General features: G+C 69.7%; 14 protein-coding genes and 1 pseudogene. 6 read left to right on the forward strand and 9 right to left on the reverse strand.

Annotated features, from left to right (window positions below; all coding sequences use genetic code 11):
* Window positions 1–201 precede the first annotated feature (201 nt).
* Window positions 202–384 (forward strand): annotated as a pseudogene (locus QH290_RS02440) (YjbQ family protein); the annotation flags it as partial.
* A gap of 113 nt (window positions 385–497) precedes the next feature.
* On the opposite strand, the gene QH290_RS02445 reads toward QH290_RS02440, so the two are convergent.
* Window positions 498–1,058, reverse strand: coding sequence for a dihydrofolate reductase family protein (locus tag QH290_RS02445; protein WP_280262759.1), 561 nt, complete (start codon window positions 1,056–1,058; stop codon window positions 498–500).
* A 59-nt stretch (window positions 1,059–1,117) separates the two neighbouring features.
* Here QH290_RS02445 and QH290_RS02450 point away from each other — a divergent pair, with 59 nt between their 5' ends.
* The 4 genes from QH290_RS02450 to QH290_RS02465 all read left to right on the forward strand — a co-directional run bounded on the left by QH290_RS02450 (window position 1,118) and on the right by QH290_RS02465 (window position 3,838).
* Window positions 1,118–1,720 carry a TetR/AcrR family transcriptional regulator gene (locus QH290_RS02450; RefSeq protein WP_280381844.1) on the forward strand — a complete coding sequence of 201 codons (603 nt, stop codon included), beginning with the start codon at window positions 1,118–1,120 and terminating at the stop codon, window positions 1,718–1,720.
* A gap of 60 nt (window positions 1,721–1,780) precedes the next feature.
* A complete protein-coding gene (locus QH290_RS02455) occupies window positions 1,781–1,966 on the forward strand; it encodes a DUF1918 domain-containing protein (protein ID WP_280262753.1) in 186 nt (61 codons plus the stop codon).
* A 177-nt stretch (window positions 1,967–2,143) separates the two neighbouring features.
* Window positions 2,144–2,599 (forward strand): SRPBCC family protein, encoded by a 456-nt coding sequence (locus tag QH290_RS02460; RefSeq protein WP_280262752.1) that lies wholly within the window; start codon window positions 2,144–2,146, stop codon window positions 2,597–2,599.
* Between the two features lie 30 nt (window positions 2,600–2,629).
* Entirely contained in the window at window positions 2,630–3,838 is a 1,209-nt protein-coding gene (locus QH290_RS02465; RefSeq protein ID WP_280262751.1) for a low temperature requirement protein A, read from the forward strand.
* Window positions 3,839–3,848: 10 nt separating this feature from the next.
* Here QH290_RS02465 and QH290_RS02470 read toward each other — a convergent pair whose 3' ends face one another.
* The 7 genes from QH290_RS02470 to QH290_RS02500 form a co-directional block, all read right to left on the reverse strand.
* Entirely contained in the window at window positions 3,849–4,697 is an 849-nt protein-coding gene (locus tag QH290_RS02470; protein WP_280262749.1) for an ion transporter, read from the reverse strand.
* A 138-nt stretch (window positions 4,698–4,835) separates the two neighbouring features.
* Window positions 4,836–6,452, reverse strand: coding sequence for a GMC oxidoreductase (locus QH290_RS02475; RefSeq protein WP_280381845.1), 1,617 nt, complete (start codon window positions 6,450–6,452; stop codon window positions 4,836–4,838).
* 154 nt (window positions 6,453–6,606) lie between these two features.
* The gene (locus QH290_RS02480) at window positions 6,607–7,317 is read right to left on the reverse strand and encodes a type 1 glutamine amidotransferase (RefSeq protein ID WP_280262745.1); all 711 of its coding nucleotides are present in this window, start codon (window positions 7,315–7,317) and stop codon (window positions 6,607–6,609) included.
* Complete coding sequence (locus QH290_RS02485) at window positions 7,314–8,555, reverse strand: Mur ligase family protein (RefSeq protein WP_280262778.1); 1,242 nt, start codon at window positions 8,553–8,555, stop codon at window positions 7,314–7,316. Before QH290_RS02485 ends, QH290_RS02480 begins: the two co-directional genes overlap by 4 nt.
* Before the next feature lie 105 nt (window positions 8,556–8,660).
* On the reverse strand, window positions 8,661–9,287 hold the full coding sequence (locus QH290_RS02490; protein WP_280262743.1) for a pyridoxamine 5'-phosphate oxidase family protein: 627 nt from the start codon (window positions 9,285–9,287) through the stop codon (window positions 8,661–8,663).
* Window positions 9,288–9,345: 58 nt separating this feature from the next.
* On the reverse strand, window positions 9,346–11,043 hold the full coding sequence (locus QH290_RS02495) for a hydroxysqualene dehydroxylase (RefSeq protein WP_280381846.1): 1,698 nt from the start codon (window positions 11,041–11,043) through the stop codon (window positions 9,346–9,348).
* 167 nt (window positions 11,044–11,210) lie between these two features.
* Window positions 11,211–12,161: an EamA family transporter gene (locus tag QH290_RS02500; RefSeq protein WP_280381847.1), complete on the reverse strand. Its 951-nt coding sequence runs from the start codon at window positions 12,159–12,161 to the stop codon at window positions 11,211–11,213.
* A 641-nt stretch (window positions 12,162–12,802) separates the two neighbouring features.
* Here QH290_RS02500 and QH290_RS02505 point away from each other — a divergent pair.
* A complete protein-coding gene (locus QH290_RS02505; protein ID WP_280262737.1) occupies window positions 12,803–13,702 on the forward strand; it encodes a LysR family transcriptional regulator in 900 nt (299 codons plus the stop codon).
* A 99-nt stretch (window positions 13,703–13,801) separates the two neighbouring features.
* Here the strand turns inward: QH290_RS02505 and QH290_RS02510 are convergent, their stop codons facing one another.
* A complete protein-coding gene (locus tag QH290_RS02510) occupies window positions 13,802–15,562 on the reverse strand; it encodes a nucleotide-binding protein (RefSeq protein WP_425303542.1) in 1,761 nt (586 codons plus the stop codon).
* Window positions 15,563–16,163: the final 601 nt, after the last annotated feature.

Below are 16,163 nucleotides of genomic sequence, written 5' to 3' on the forward strand. Positions count from 1 at the left end.
AGCGCAGCCCCTGACGGGCCGGACCGGCGGCGGCGTCGTCACCGAATGCGTTGTAGCCCAGGTATTTTAGCTACGAGGCCGGTTCGGGTGGGTCGTCGGCCGGGGGGGGGGGCGCTCCGGGGGGGGGGGGGGGCCCCCCCCTCTTTCGGGGGGCCGGCGGGGGCTCTCCCCCCCCCCCCCCCCCCCCCTGGCCCCCCCCCCCACGGCTCGCGCGGGCACGGCCGCTCACACGTCATGCCCGCGCTCATCGCGCCGTATGCCACCGTGCCGGTGCTGCGCGGGGAAATGGCCCTGGGCATCTGGCAATCGGTGGCATTCGTCGACCTCAACGTCGACAACCCGGACCGCCGTGTCCGCCTCTCTTTCCTTGCCGACCCCAGTTGACATTGCGGATCGGACGGGGACGAGCGGCGAAGCGCTGCTGAACCGCGTAGTTTCGCACGGGCTTTCGCATATCAATTCCACCTTTGCTGTCGATTTGTCGGTTGCGGGCGGGACTATGCCCGGGAGAACCAGGTGACCTGGGCGCCGTTGCTGAACTCCCGGCGCCGGTCCGGGCGGAATGTCGTCGGGCGGAAATTGCCGGTGAACGCCGGTACACCGGCACCGGCGATCACCGGATAGCTCTTGATGATCAGCTCGTCGACCTCGTCGACGAGCGCACCGGCGAGTTCACCGCCACCGCACAGCCAGATGTCCCTACCCTCCTGCCTTTTCAGCCCGCGCACCAATTCGACAGGATCGCCCTTGACCACCTCGACATTCGGAGCGTCGACGGGATCGAGCGTGGTCGATACGACGTACTGCTTCAGGTGCGCATAGGGGCTGGCCACCCCGCCCGCCAGGTACGTCCCGCGCCCCATGAGCACCGCGTCCCAGTGCTTGTTCGGTTCGTCCACGGCCATCCCGACATGGGCGCGGAGCTGCGTCGGCACCGCCTCCGGATACTCCCGCCAGGCCGCCATGTCGTCGGGCACCGGGTAGAAGTCGAATTCCCCGCCGGGCCCGGCGATGTAGCCGTCGAGGGACACGCCGACGTAGTAGACAAGCTTTCGCATGTGATTACCGCCTTGCCTGTTGTACTCTGTCTGTAGTGATTTGAACCGTAGTACTACGAATGGAGTGGTGTCAAGTGCGGACCAACCCGGAGCGCAGGCGGACCCTGCTGGACGCGGCGATCGAGGTGCTGGCCAGGGACGGGGCGCGCGGCCTGACGTTCCGCGCGGTGGACAAGGAGGCGGCCGTACCGGCGGGCACGGCCTCGAACTACTTCGCCAACCGCGACGACATGCTCACCCAGGTCGGCAGCCGGTACTACGAGCGCCTGCAGCCCAGCCCGGAGACGCTCGCACAGGTGACCACCTCGCCCAGGACCCGCGACGCGGTCACCGATCTGATGACCGAGGTCGTCGAGCGCGTGGCCGCCTTCCGCACCGGCTACCTGGCCCAGCTGGAGCTGCGGCTCGAGGCGACCCGGCGACCGGAGCTGCAGGCGGTGCTCACCGAGCGGGTCCGCGCCGATATCGATTTCAACATCCGCAACCATGTGGACAACCGGATGCCCGGCGACGAGACCACGGTGCTGCTGCTGTATCTGGCGCTGAACTGGCTCATTCTCGAAAGGCTCACCCTGCCCGATATTTTCACCGCGGAGCAGAGCCGCGAACTGATGCGGGCCGCGGTCGCACGGGCGATACCCGAGGAATCCGGCCGCGGATAGAGGGGCGATTAGCACTCGACCACCTTGTGATGCTTATCACTGTCGGCCGATAATGCGGTCATGCAAGCGAATGTCGGTGACCAACTTCTGGTGCACAGCCGAGTGGTGGGAATGCGCGTCCAGACGGGCGAAATCGTCGAAGTGCGCGGCGCCGACGGGAACCCGCCGTTCGTGGTCCGGTTCGATGACGGGCACGAAAGCCTGATGTTCCCGGGCCCCGAATGCGAGGTCCTGCCGCAGCACTGAGCGGACTCGCCCCACCCCTCTGCGAGGCCCCGCCGCGGCCGGACCGGCCGCCCGGAGCGAAAGGCCTTGTGACTCTTGCGCCGATCGAACCTGTCTGCCCAACAGACCAGCCAGTTGACGAGCGGTGTGACCCCGGAGACAATCGGGCCGAAGCATTTGGGGGGTGGAGGGCATGACATGCGCACGAAGACCGACCACCGATTCGTCATAGATCTCGATCCCGAGCAGGTCATGGAGGCGTTGCTCGCGGTCGATCGGATTCCGGAATGGTCACCGTCGCACAAGGACGTGCGCGTGGCGACTCGCGATGACTACGGCCGACCCAAGCGGGTGTACGCCACCGTGACACCTTTGGGCAACTCCGACCGGCAGGTCATCGAATACGACTGCACCGACGACCGGATCACCTGGGAGGTGATCGAGAGCGGCGCCGGCGGCGGCGGACGCGGCTGGTTCGAACTCGACGTCACCGATGAGGGCACCGAGGTCTGGTACCACGCGGAGCTCTATCTGCCGATCCCGGTGCCGGGAATCCTGATGAAACGCAGTATCGCCCGCGTCAACGAGGAAGCGGTGCAGAATCTCATCGAGTTCATCGAGAAGTTCCGATTCGAGAACTACGAGGTTGGCTGAGTTCACCCCGGGGCCTGGCACGATATCCGCATGACCGGTGTCAAACGGCGAATTCGCGCGGTCTCCGAGGACGCCTCGGTGACACAGCTCGAGCTGTTCTTCGATCTCGTGCTGGTGTTCGCGTTCACCCAGGTGACCGACCTGGCCGCGCACGAGGCCACCGCGGCGAACATGCTGCGCGCCCTGCTGGTGCTCGCGGTGATGTGGTGGGTGTGGATCGCCTACGCCTGGCTGGGCAATGTGGTGCGGGCCGACGAGGGGGTCGCGCGGGTCGCGATGTTCGTCGCGATGGGGGCGGCGCTGATCGTCGCGCTCGTGATCCCCGAGGCCTTCCACGACATGCCCGGCGGCTGGTACGCGCCGCTGGTGTTCGCGATCGGCTACCTGGTGATCCGGCTGGTGCACCTGTGGGTGTTCTGGCTCGCCAGCAGCGAGGACACGCAGCTGCGCGGGCAGGTGACCCGCTGGGCCGCGGGATCGATCACGATCGGCACCACGCTGCTGATCATCGCCGCGCTCAATCACGGGGCGGCCCAGCTCTGGCTGTGGATCGCCGCCATCGCGGGCGACATGCTGTGGACGTTCTTCGCGGGCAACGAGTGGCGGGTGAATTCGGTGAGCCACTTCGCCGAACGGCACGGGCTCATCGTCATCGTGGCGCTCGGCGAATCCATCGTCTCGATCGGCATCGGCGTGGCCGGGCTGCCCATCTCCTGGCCGATCACCGTGGGATCGCTACTGGCGCTGACGGTTTCGGGCCTGCTGTGGTGGGCGTACTTCGATGTCGCGGCGGCCACGGTGGAGCGGGCACTGATCGACGCGCGCGGCGAGCGGCGCATCCAGATCGCGCGAAACTGCTACACCTACTGGCACTTTCCCATGATCGCGGGCATCATCGCGCTCTCGCTCGGGTTGAAGAAGGTGCTCAACTACCTCGGCGGTGCCGAGGGGCACACGTTGCACGATGCGCTGCACGGGATTCCGCTGTTCTCGCTCTACGGCGGGGTGGTGCTGTATCTGATCGCGCTGGTCGGGTTCAAGCAGTACGCCACCGGGCAGGTGTCGTCGGCGCGGATCGTGACCGCGGTGATGCTCACCGCGCTGGTACCGGCGGCCTGGCAGGTACCGGCGATGGCGCAGCTGGGGTTGCTGTGCGCGATCCTGCTGGCGCTGATCGTCTGGGAGACAGTGCGATTCGCGCAGCCGCGGGAGGAGATCCGGCACGGGTCGGGGCATTGAGTGTGCGTGCTCAGCCGACCCCGGCCGCGTGGTTGGTTGTTTCCGGGACCTCTATGCCGTCGCGGACCGCCTCGCGCATCTGATTCACGTTCTCCCGCAGCACATCTCCGATCAGTTCGTCGGTGCGTGGGTCGGCCAGCGCCTGGAACAGGATGCGGAAGCTGATATCGGCGATGGTGCGGATGATGTCCTCGTGGAACGGCAGGTAGCGCACGCGGCCGATCTGCGGGTCCTTGCGGATCAGCTCCACGATCATGGCGTCGAGCTCGCCCCGGTTCTCCTCCAGCGCGGCGGCGATATTGCGGGTGTACCGGCCCGCCCGCAGCACCGTCGCGACCTCCTCCAGCACCGCCATGGTCACCGGGCGCTTGATGGTCTCGACGATCGTGCCCACCGAGCGATTCACCACGGCCGCGGTCACCCGGTCGCCGAAGGCGCGGTCGGCGACCCGGGCCAGCCGGACCAGGATCACCACGATGCGCAGTAACCGGAAGCCGCGGAACAGCGGGCTGGTCACCGGGATCATGCCCAGCACCTCGTACCAGTACACGAACGGGAACGTCCACGGCCAGCCCGCGCGGTGCCAGCGCCACAGGAATTCGGCGGCGAAGATCGCGCAGATCGTGTAGTCGGCGATCACTATCGCGTGGTACGCGCCGTCCGAGACCGGGAAGAAGGTCACCCATCCGACCAGCACCACCGACACCACGGCCAGGGCGAGCATCACGAAATCGGTCCACAGCGCCGGTGGTTTGCGCGGGTACTTCTCCGGCCCCGCCGGGGGCTCGGCACCGGTCCGGCCCGCCCACCCCGTGCCGGTCCGGCCCCACGGGTCCGTTCCGGTGCTGTACTGCGCCACGGCGATCCCTTCCACGTCGAACGGTCCCGCCGAGGGTAATAGGTATCGGCAACCATCGGGCAGATCTCGCGCGGCAACCGGATCACGCCGACGCACCACACGATGTCTCGAGTACGCCGCGCGTCACAATTCGGCCGTCTACTTGCCTGCGCGGATGATCGCTTCCACATTGCGTTCGGCCAGAGCGGTGATGGTCAGGGACGGGTTCACCGTGCCGGTGCTGCCCGGTATCGCCGCGCCGTCCACCACATACAGCCCCGGGTGGCCGTGGACGCGGCCGTAATTGTCGGTGGCGCGGCCGAGCACCGCCCCGCCCAGCGGATGCGCGGTGAAGACGGCGTTGGCGTCGTAGCCGAGCGGGGTGACGTAGTCGAAGACGGCACCGGCGCGCTCGGCGATGCGGTGATCAACCGCGCGGCACGCCTGGACCACCTGGTCCTGAGCGGGGCGCGGCCAGCTCAGGGTGGCCCGGTTGCGCCCGGCGTCGAAGCCGAAGCGGGCGCGGGTCGGGTCCAGCACCATGCCGAGCGACGCCAGCGCGCCGGTCTCCAGCGGAATGCCCGGGATGAACCAGCTTTCCAGGGTCAGCGGCATCCCGGAGTCGTCGAAGATGCGGCTCGCGCTCGGCACGCCCTGACCGGTGCCCGACAGCGAATTGTCGACGCGGGCCAGCACGACATCGCCGTTGGTGCCCCAGCCGTCACCGATGTGCTCGTTCAGGCGCGGCAGCGCGCCGGTGGCCTGGGCGCGAACCAGCAGTTCGGAGGTGCCGACCGAACCGGCGCCGAGGAACAGCCGGTCGCAGGTGAGCGTGCGGGTGGCCAGCACCGCCCCGGTCGGGTCCAGCTTGGTCACGGTGACCACGTAGCGGCCGCCCGATTCCTGCGCGATGGCGTCGACGCGATGGCCCGGGTATATGCCCGACTTCCCGGTCGCCTCGGCGTATTTCAGGTAGTTCTGGTTGAGATCGAACTTGGCGCCGTTGGAGTTGCCGAGATTACTGCGCGCGGCGGTCGCGGAAGCCCTTGTCGCACCGGACAATTCGCCACGCAGGATATCCCAGTTGAAGATCGAATCGTTGGCTCGCGGCTGGTAGCCGGCCAGGCGCGCCTGCTCGTCCCAGCGCCGCGAGTGACTGAACGGCGAGGTGCCGTAGAGGTCCGGCGGCAGCGGGCTCAGCCGCAGCTGTTGCCGCACCCGCGGGTAGTACACCCGGTCCATCTCGTCGAAATCGACTGCGCCGCCGAAGATCTGATCGAACCAGCGCCGCTCGGGGGCGACCATCGCACCGGTGAACACGACCGAGCCGCCGCCCACCGCCGCCGCGCGCCACACGTCGATGCCCTGGAACTCGGTGACATCGAGAACGCCGCCGAAGTCGGCGAACTGCATGGGCACCTTGGTGACGCCGGTGAAGCTGGTGCGATGCCAGAAGCCGCGCCCGTCGGGCAGGTCGTCGCCGGTGAAGATCTCCCGCCACGGATCGTTCGGCCAGCGCGAGCCGCGCTCGAGCACGGTATTCGCGATGCCCGCCTCGGCCAGCCGCAGCGCCGTCACCGCCGCGCCGAATCCGGAGCCGACGACGATGGCCGGCGAGTGTTCGGGGGGATCGGGCAGCGGGGCGAAGATCTCGGGCACCCAGCCGCGGAACAGTTCGTTCCACAGCGGATCGGCCCCCGCCGTCCCATGCACGGTCCCGGCCGCACCCAGCAGCGCCGCCGCCCCGGCGGCCTTCATGAAGGTACGTCTGCGCACCCGGCCACCTCCCTCATCGCGCATGGCCGCGCGAAGAGTACCCGGCAGATGCCTTCCGGCTCAACAGAATCGGTATTCCCAGCCGGTGCGGTCGGATAGCTCGGCGCTATAACTCGTGATCAGCTTGATCGCGGCCCGCGGCCTCGGGTGAGATTCAGGCGCGGAGGCGTTCGCGGCGGAGTTGATCCACCTCCGGCAGGTCGAGGGGGGACAGCTCGTCGACGCCCAGGGCCCGCAGGAGCAGGTGGTCGGCGAGTTCCGGGTTGCGGGCCAGGGCGGGGCCGTGCATGTAGGTGCCCAGGACCGAGCCCTGGACCACGCCCTCCAGGCCATCGCCGACGCCGTTGCCGACACCGCGGGTGACGCGGCCCAGACCGGCCGCGTCGGGGCCGAGTTTCGTTCCGCCGCGGTGGTTTTCGAAACCGGTCAGCGGAGCCGACAGGCCGGGGAGGACCGGGGTCGAGGCCACCTCGCCGATGGATCGCTCGGCCTGCGGGGAGGTGGTGACGTCGAACAGGCCGACGCCGTCCACCCGCTCGCCGGTCGAGGTCTCGTACCAGTGGCCCAGCACCTGGATCGCGGCGCAGATCGCCAGCACCGGAACGCCTCTCGCGGCGGCCTGCTGCATGCCCGGGTAGCGCTGCAGGTGCCGGGTGGCCAGCCGCTGCGCCGAATCCTCCGCGCCGCCCAGCAGATAGACGTCCAGCGATTCGGGGACCGGGTCGTTCAGGGTGATCTCGACGATCTCGGCGGCGTACCCGCGCAGCCGCAGCCGCTGCCGCAGCACCACCGCGTTGCCGCCGTCCCCATAGGTCCCCATGACATCGGGCAGCACCAGTCCGATGCGCACGGTCGATTCGCTCACGCGCTGTATCCTTTCGCGCTTTCCCGGCCCTCCAGATCACGGTTCAGGTCGCGGAAGGCGGTGTAGTTGGCCAGCACCTCCACCTGCCCGGGCGGGCAGGAAGCGATGGCGCGCAACGGATTCGGCACCGTGGTGTGCTCGACACCGGCATAGGTGAGGCGCACCGCGAGATCGGTAGCACGTTCGCCTGCGGCAATTACCTGCGTGCCCTCGAAATGCTCGAAGCGCACATCCCACAGCCACGACAGGTCCTCCCCGTCGGGCACCTGGCCGTTGACCGCGATCACCAAACCCGTTGCGGCCGGGTCGATCATCGACAGCGCCTCCTGCCAACCGGCCGGATTCTTGGCCAGCAGCAGCCGGGCACTGTGGTCACCCACCTGCACGGTGCGGTAGCGCCCGGCGATCTCGCGCACCGTCCCGGCCGCCTCGGCGGCCGCCTCGGCCCGCACCCCCAGCGCGACCGACGCGGCCACCGCCTGCGCGGCGTTACCGCGATTGGCGCGACCCGGAAGCGCAAGGTGCAGAGGCAATTTCAGGCCGTCGGGACCATACAGGTGCTCCTCGTCCACCCACCAGTCCGGCTCCGGCCGATGGAAGTCGGCGCCGGTGCTGCGCCAGTGCGTGCCCTCCCACACGATCGGCTCGCCGCTGCGCGGGCAGCTGGTGGCGTCGACCGACCAGCCACTGCCCGCGGCCACCCACACGACGTTGGGGTTGTCGTAGGCGATCGAGGTGATGAGGACATCGTCACAGTTGGCGATGAGCACCGTATCGGGGTGGCGTGCCATCCCGGCGCGCAGCTTGCGTTCGATCATGTTGATCTCGCCGACCCGGTCCAGCTGGTCGCGGGACAGATTCAGCAGCACCACCGCGGCCGGGTCGAGCGCGTCGCTGACATGCGGCAGATGCAGCTCGTCCACCTCGATCGCGGCCAGCGGCGCGGTGCGGTCGGTGCTCAGCGCCGAGACGATGCCCGCGTCCATGTTGGCGCCGTCGGCCTGGGTCACGACGCGGCCGAGCGTGCCGAGCGCGGCCGCGGTCATCCGGGTGGTGGTGGACTTGCCGTTGGTGCCGGTCACCAGCACCGTGCGCCGCCCGCGGCCGAGCTGGGTCATCAGCTTCGGATCGATCAGCAGCGCGATCAGGCCGCCGATCATCGAGCCCTTGCCGCGACCGGCCCGCTGCGAGGCCCAGGACGCCGTCGCCGCCGCGCGCAGCGCGAGCCGTCCGCGCATCGAGATGTCTGCCACCACCGGATCTTATCCGCGGCGCGCAGCGCCTTCGTTGAGGGCGGTGGCGGGGACGAGGCGGGCGTTTATCGGTGGCCGGTTTCCGGCGCGCTACCGGCGCTCGTACAGCAACTTTTCGTAGGTCTCCGGCGAGTAGTACTGCTCCAGCTGCTCGAGCGTTTCGGTGACGTTCGGCTGCACCTCCTTGGCCAGCCGCGCGGGACCGGGCAACTCGTCGAGCGGCCAGCCCTCCGGTTTCCACAGGCTGCTGCGCATGAACGCCTTGGCGCAGTGGAAGAAGATCTGCTCGATCGCGACCTCGACCGCCAGCACCGGGCGGTGCCCCTTGACGATCATGTCGTCGAAATACGGCGCGTCGCGCAGCAGCCGGGCGCGGCCGTTGATCCGCAGGGTCTCGTTGCGGCCGGGGATCAGGAAGATCACGCCCACATGGGGATTGGACAGGATATTGAGATAGCCGTCCGCGCGGCGGTTGCCCGGACGCTCCGGGATGGCGAGGGTCCGATCATCGATGACCTGCACGAAGCCCGCCGGGTCACCCTTCGGCGAGGCGTCACAGTTGCCGTCCGCGTCGCTGGTCGCCAGCACGATGAACGGCGAGGTGGCGATCCACTGCCGATCGCGCGGGTGCAGGGCGGCACGGTCCTTGTTGGCGGCGCGGGAGTTCGGCTCGCCGAGCAGCTCACGCAGCTCGGCGGCGGTCGTGATCTCACTCATCCCATGATTGAACTGCCGAACTCCGCGCGACGCCAGGGGTTTGTGAGCAATCGAATCCTCACACCGGCACGTCGAACAGGTTGGGCTGCCCGGCCGCATAGCGTTCCGCGTCGAGTCGGCGCAGCGGTTCCAGTTCCGCGGCCCGATACAGCGTGAACAGCCGGCAGCGTTCGGCGTCGGAACCGGACGCGTCCAGCAGCGCGTTCACCGCCGTGCGGGCCGACTCGCACGCCCCCTCCATGGTCGCGAGATCCACGTTCGTGCGTACGTAATCGCCTGCCAGGAACAGGTTTTCGAGCGCTCCGTGCGATGGTGGGCGCGCCGACCAGGAGCCCGCCGTATTGATCAGCAGCGGGTCGGCGTTGCGGTTGCCGCGGCGCGCGGCGTCCCAGGTGATGCCCGGGTCGAGGAACCACGAATGCAGATCCGCGTCGTGCAGATCCACCGAACCCTTCAGGTGCGCCTGCAGCTGCGCCCAGACCTCGCGGGCGATCTCGTCGTGGGTGCACTCGGCCGCGGGCTTGCCGAACAGCACGCCGGGTGTGCTCCAGTCGGAGACGTCGACCGACAGGCAGTCCTGCACGGTGCCGTCGCCGTACGCGGGAAGCTTTGCGCGCGACCAGAATTGGTTTTGCGCGATCGAGGTCAGCGACCACGGCGAATCGACGTACGCGGTGTGCCCGCGCGCGATGGGCACCGGCCTGCGCAGATAGAACTGGATTCCGGCCATCCAGTCGGTGACCAGGCGGTCCATCGCGGCCAATTCCGGTTGTACGTCGAGGATCTCGGGTGTCCACAGCCCGCGGGCGACCTCGACCGGCACCGCCAGGACGAAATAGTCTGCGGCGACGGCACTTCCGGCACCGGAGCCGTCGGTGATCCGGGCACCGGAGATCCGGCCGTCGCGCACGTTCAGGCCGCGCAGTTCGGCCGTCACGAATCGCACACCCAGCTCGCGCAGCCGCCGGACCCACGGATCGATCCACGCCTCGTTGGTGGGCCCGTCGAGGACTCGGTCCAGCGGGCCGTCGTTGCCGATCTCGAACGGGTTGCCGAGAAACTGCTCGCCCATGTTGCCGATGGTGCGGGCGCTGGCCTGCTCGTCCTTCGCCGCCACCAGCAGCGTGGTCAGCGTGCGCGACAGCAGGGCCCGGAACTCGTGCGAGCGCCCGCGAGCGCCGACGAAGTCGCGCCAGGGCAGGTTCTCCCACTGGCCGAATCGACGGGCGTCGCAGCTGCTGTTGAAAACGAGCAGGCGGTTGGCGAAGTAGGCGGCATCGGTCACCGGCATCCTCGTCGAGGTGGCGATCAGCGAGGCCACGGTCTGCCGGAACTCCTCCGGGCTCGCCCATCCCCGGCCCCCACCGCTGCGCATGGGCAGGATGGCGTCGGCGGCGCCCTGACGGGAGAATCGCGCCTCGGCCGCGGGGACCAGATTGCTCCAGACTCCATCGGCTTTGCCGGGGAACGGAATTCGCCGCATGGTGTCCGGAAGATGGTGGTAGAAGCCGGGAAAGAACCGGAATCCGTGCTCGCCGGGTAGATCCGGGCGGCCGTCCCGGCCGGTACCCGGGACCGGGATACTGCGCGCCTTACCGCCCAGCGCGCGACGCTCGTAGAGCGTGACCCCGAAGCCGCGCTCGGCCAGTTCGTGTGCCGCGGTGAGACCGGCCACGCCGCCGCCGAACACTGCGACCCGCGGACCCGCGGCCGCCGCCGCCCGACCCGGCCGCAGCGCCGCCGCGCCTGCCGCCATCCCCCCGACAAGTACACCCGCCGACCCACGGAGCATCGTTCTCCGCGAGACGGCCCCCTGCCGTTCTGCCATCTATCGGACCTCCACGCCGGGGTTACTGTAAGCGCTCGGCCCCGGCGTACGGCGCGAGAGGTCCGAAATCCGGTCGGACCGCTGCTATTTGCCGACTACTTGCTGATGGCCAGTTCCGCCTTCGCGGCGGCCGGTGCCGCGCGCTCGGTGAGGCGCGTCGGACGCATCCGACCCGACGTCGCGGCGAAGGCTCCCGCGATCACGATCACGGCGCCCACCAGCGACCATGCCGTCGGCTGCTCGCCGAGGAAGGCCCAGGACGCGCCGATACCCACAACCGGCACCAGCAGCGTCAGCGGGGCGACCGCTCCGGCCGGATAGCGGCCCATCAGATAGGTCCACAGGCCCGAGCCCACGACCGTGGCGAGCACAGCGGTATAGCCGAGCGCCACCAGCGCGGGCCAGCCGTCGGCCGTGAACGAATCCGCCACCGCGCGCAGCCCCGTGGCCGGGCCCTCGACGGCCGCCGACAGCGCGAACATCGGCAGGGGCGGCACCACCGCCATCCACAGCGCCAGATGCAGCGGATCCACCCTCCGGTCGGCGCTGCCCGCGGCCGCCAGCCGCGATCCGATATTGCCGAAGGCCCAGCCCAGTCCGGCCGCGAGCGTGAGCAACACCGGCAGCAGGGTGGCGTGGTGGGCGCGATCCCAGCCGATCACGACCATGCCCAGCACGGCCACGACCAGACCCAGAACCTGGATCGCGCGCAGCCGCTCCCGCAGGAACAGCGCGCCCAGCACCACGGTGAACGGCGCCGAGGACTGCAGCACCAGCGAGGCCAGCCCGGTCGGCATCCCCGCCCGCATCGCGGTGAACAGGAAGGCGAACTGCGCGATGCCGAACCCGGCGCCGTAGAGCAGCAGCCACCGCAGCGGCACCCGCGGCCGCGGCACCAGCAGCACCACCGGAATCGCGAGGACGGCGAACCGCAGCGCGGCGAAGAAGAACGGCGGGAAGTGCTCGAGGCCCACGTGCAGGGCGAGAAAGTTCAGGCCCCACAGCACGACGACGGCCAGTCCCAGCAGGCGATCGCGGTAACTCACGCCGCTAATGATGAAGTTCGCAACTAATAAGAACAATCTAATATATCTGGACTATTGATGTAGTAAAACTGAACTATGGAAGGTGGGACGAGCAGCCGACGCCCACGGTGGGATCCATCCGCACGGCAACGTGGGAGCAGATCCACCCGTCCGATAGGGCGCTCGGTCGCACGGGCCGTCGGGAGCCACCGGTGAATGCGCCGTGCGGGCCCCCGAGCAAGCGGCGAGAACCTGCGAGCGGGCCACCAAACGAGCCACGAGAACCTGCGGACAGGCCACCAAGCGAGCCACGAGGACCAGCGGACAGGCCACCAAGCGAGCCGCGAAAATCTGCGAGCGGGCCACCGAACGAGCCGCGAAAATCTGCGGACAGGCCACCAAGCGGGGCGCGGGGACCTGCGGACGGGCCACCGAGTGCGGCGCGGGGGCCTGCGGGCGGGCCACCGAGCGAGCCACGAGAATCTGCGGGCGGGCCACCGAGCGGGGCGCGAGGATCTGCGGGCGGGCCATCGAGCGGGGCGCGAAAATCTGCGAGCGAGCCACCGAACGAGCCACGAGGACCTGCGGGCGGGCCACCGAGCGGGGTGCGGGGACCTGCGGGTGGGGTGCCGCTCCGGGGTGAATCGGCAGGGGGCGCTGCCATGGGCGTCGAACGGCTGCGGGTGCTGCGGGAATTCGCCGATCGCGGGACGGTTGCGGAGGTGGCTCGGGCGCTGTCGATGACGCCGTCGGCGGTGTCGCAGCAGCTGAAGGTGCTGGCGCGGGAGGCCGGGGTGGCGCTGCTGGAGCCGGACGGGCGCCGGGTCCGGCTGACCGATGCGGGGCGGGCGCTGGTGGTGCGCGCCGACGATGTGCTGGCCGCGATGGAACGGGCCGCGGCCGAGATGGCCCTGTACCGGCGCTCGCCGCGCGGGCGGGTGCGGGTGGCGCTGTTCCCGTCCGGCGCGGCCCTGCTGCTGCCGCGGGTGCTCGCCGCGCTGTCCGGCAGCGGCGTCGAAGTCACCGCGCGCGACGAGGATGTACCGCCGACCGAGGTGCCGCGCCTGCTCGCCGACTACGACGTGGTGCTGACCCATCGCGACGAGCGCGCGTCATCGATCGCCGGGCCGCGGGTGCACGCGCAGGTCCTGATGCGCGAGCCGATCGATGTCGTCGTCCCGCCCGGGCATCGGCTGGCAGACCACGGCGCGGTGGTGCCCGGCGAGCTGGCCGACGAGACCTGGCTGAGCGTGCGCGGCGGGTTCCCGGTCGACGACGTGCTGCGCTCGATCGCCACCGTCACCGGCGTGCAACCGCGAATCGCGCAGCGGCTCAACGATTTCCTCGTCATCGAGGAACTTGTCGCCTCGGGGTACGGGGTCGCGCTCATGCCCCGCTTCTCCGTCCGCCACCCGGACCTGGCGGTACTGCGCCTGGCCGGTGTCCGCTCCGCACGCCTCTACGAACTCGCCACCCGCCCCCACGCCGAAAGCCGCCCCGCCATAGCCACGGTCCTCGAGGCCTTCCGAACCGCCGCCCGAACGATCACCGACGACCGCTGACCCGCCCCGGGGCTGTAAGCGCCCTCGGGGCCGGGTATCGGTAGTGCGTCCCCGAGCTGGTAGCCCCTGGGGCCGGAGTACCGGTCGTGCTTCACCTGGTCAGTAGCCCTGGGGGCCGGGGTATCGGTCGTGGCTCGGGTAGGGGTCCTGGCCGGGGTAGGAGCCCGGGTACTGGCCTTGCGGTGCTTGGGAACCCGGGTACTGGCCCTGAGGCCCGGAGTACTGGGTGTGCGGGCCGGGGAACGGGGGCTGGGGGACGTGGTAGCCGAAATCGTCGGCGACCATGGCGGCCAGCTCGAGCAGCGCGTTGCGGGTCGGCTTGCCGACCAGTTCCAGATCGATCTCGGCACCCTCGGCCAGGTGGTCGTCGAACGGGACCACCTGGACCGCGCGGGTGCGGTCCAGGAACAGCTTGCGCAGCTGGTCCAGGTCGACGGTGGAGGCGCCGCGGCGAGAGGCGTTGACCACCACCACCGTTCGCTCCACCAGCTTGCCGTAGCCGTGGTGCTCGAGCCAGTCCAGCGTGGCCGAGGCACTGCGGGCGCCGTCGATCGCCGGTGAGGTCACCAGGATCAGCGAGCTGGCGAGATCGAGCACGCCCTTCATCGCCGAATGCATCAGACCGGTGCCGCAGTCGGTGAGGATGATGTTGTAGAACTGCTGCAGGATTCCGATCGCGCGCCGGTAATCGGCCTCGCTGAACGCCTCCGACACCGCCGGATCCTGTTCGCTGGCAAGCACTTCCAGGCGGCTGGGCGCCTGCGAGGTGTGGGCCCGCACGTCGGAATAGCGGCTGATGTGCTGGTCCTCCAACAGGTTTCGCACCGTGGAGCGGGTCTGCCGGGGCACCCGGTGGGCGAGCGTGCCGAGGTCCGGGTTGGCATCGATGGCGATGACACGGTCACCGCGCGAGGAGGCGAAGGTGGAGCCCAGACCGACGGTGGTCGTGGTCTTACCGACGCCGCCCTTCAGCGACAGGATCGCGATCCGGTAGTCGCCGCGCACCGGCTCGTTCACTCGGTCGACGAGCTCGCGGTGCACGACATCGGCCGGCGCCTCGCCGGGGTTGATCGCGCCGCCGGTGACCTTGTGCACGGCCTTGCGCCATCCGCTGCGGGGCGCGCGGCGCGTCCGCTTCAGCAGATTCAGGTCGCTGATCGACTGCCCCGGATGTCCGGGTTGCATCTGGTGCTGCGGCTGGAAGCCCGACGGCAACTGCTGCGGCGGGCCGCCCTGCCAATTGTCGTGGCCGGACTGCTGCTGCGGGGGCTGCTGGTACGACGGCTGCGGCGGTCGCGGCGGCTGCTGCGGGGGCAGCGGGGGCGGCGCCCAGCTGTACTGCTCGCCGCCCCCGCCGGACTGTTCCGGGCTCGGCGGCGCGGCGGGCGGCTGGTCCTCGTCGAAGACGCGGCGGACCATGCCGTCGGCACCGATCTCCTGCCGCACCTCACCGTAGGGTGCCGGACCGCCGGGGGCGGAGCCGTACTTCTCGGTGGTATCGCCGGGGGCCGCGGCGTACTGGCCCGTGGGCGGCTGTGCGAAGCCCGCCGGATCGCCCGGCGGGGGGAACTGGCCGGACTCACCCGGGGGCTGGAACTGCCCCTCGCCCGGAGGCGCGAACTGCCCCGGCTCACCGGGAGGAGCGAATTGCCCCTGCTCACCGGGAGGCGGGAACTGGCCCTGCTCGCCCGGAGGCGGGAACTGGCCCTGCTCACCCGGAGGCGGGAACTGGCCCTGCTCACCCGGAGGAGCGAACTGGCCCTGCTCGCCGGGAGGCGGGAACTGCCCTTGCTCACCTGGAGGAGCGAACTGACCGTGCTCACCGGGAGGTGGAAACTGCCCGTGCTCGCCCGGAGGCATGAACTGGTTCTGCTCGCCCGGGGGAACGAAGGGGCCACCCTGCTCCATCGGGAATCCGCCACCCGGGAATCCCTGGTTCGGCGGGTACGGGCTGCCGGGCGGGCCGTACCCGGGCGCGAAGCCCGGCTGCGGCGGCGAGTAGGGACCGAAGCCCTGCTCCTGGCCGTAGGGCGGCTGGAACGTGGTCTGCTCGATCGAATCCGGCACGGGCGGGAAGATGCCCGCGGCCTGTTCTTCGTGCGCCGCATCGGAGTCGGCGGATTCCGCATCCGGAGACCCGGCCTCGGCCTGGGCGGCCTCGGCTTCGTCGGCCTGTTCCTCGCGCGCCGGGTTCGAGGTCGGATCGTCCTGCTCGGCGGTCACGTCCACACTGTGGTTCTGCAACCAGGGTGGTGAGGTCGAGTTGTCGTTAGGTGTCACGTTTCCCCCATCTGCTCGGGCTTTTTCGAGCAGAGAGCTCGGCGCTGAATGCCCCCCAAAGCTAGCACGCTGGGCTGTCGCCCGTGGCCCCGCCGGCCCCGGGGGCCCCCGCGGTGTGGTGGGGGTTTTAAAAAATTGGTTAATGAACCCCAAACCCGCCCCGGGGGGGGGGGGGGGAGAA

Source organism: Nocardia wallacei, assembly GCF_029869545.1.
Taxonomy (GTDB): Bacteria; Actinomycetota; Actinomycetes; order Mycobacteriales; family Mycobacteriaceae; genus Nocardia; species Nocardia wallacei_A.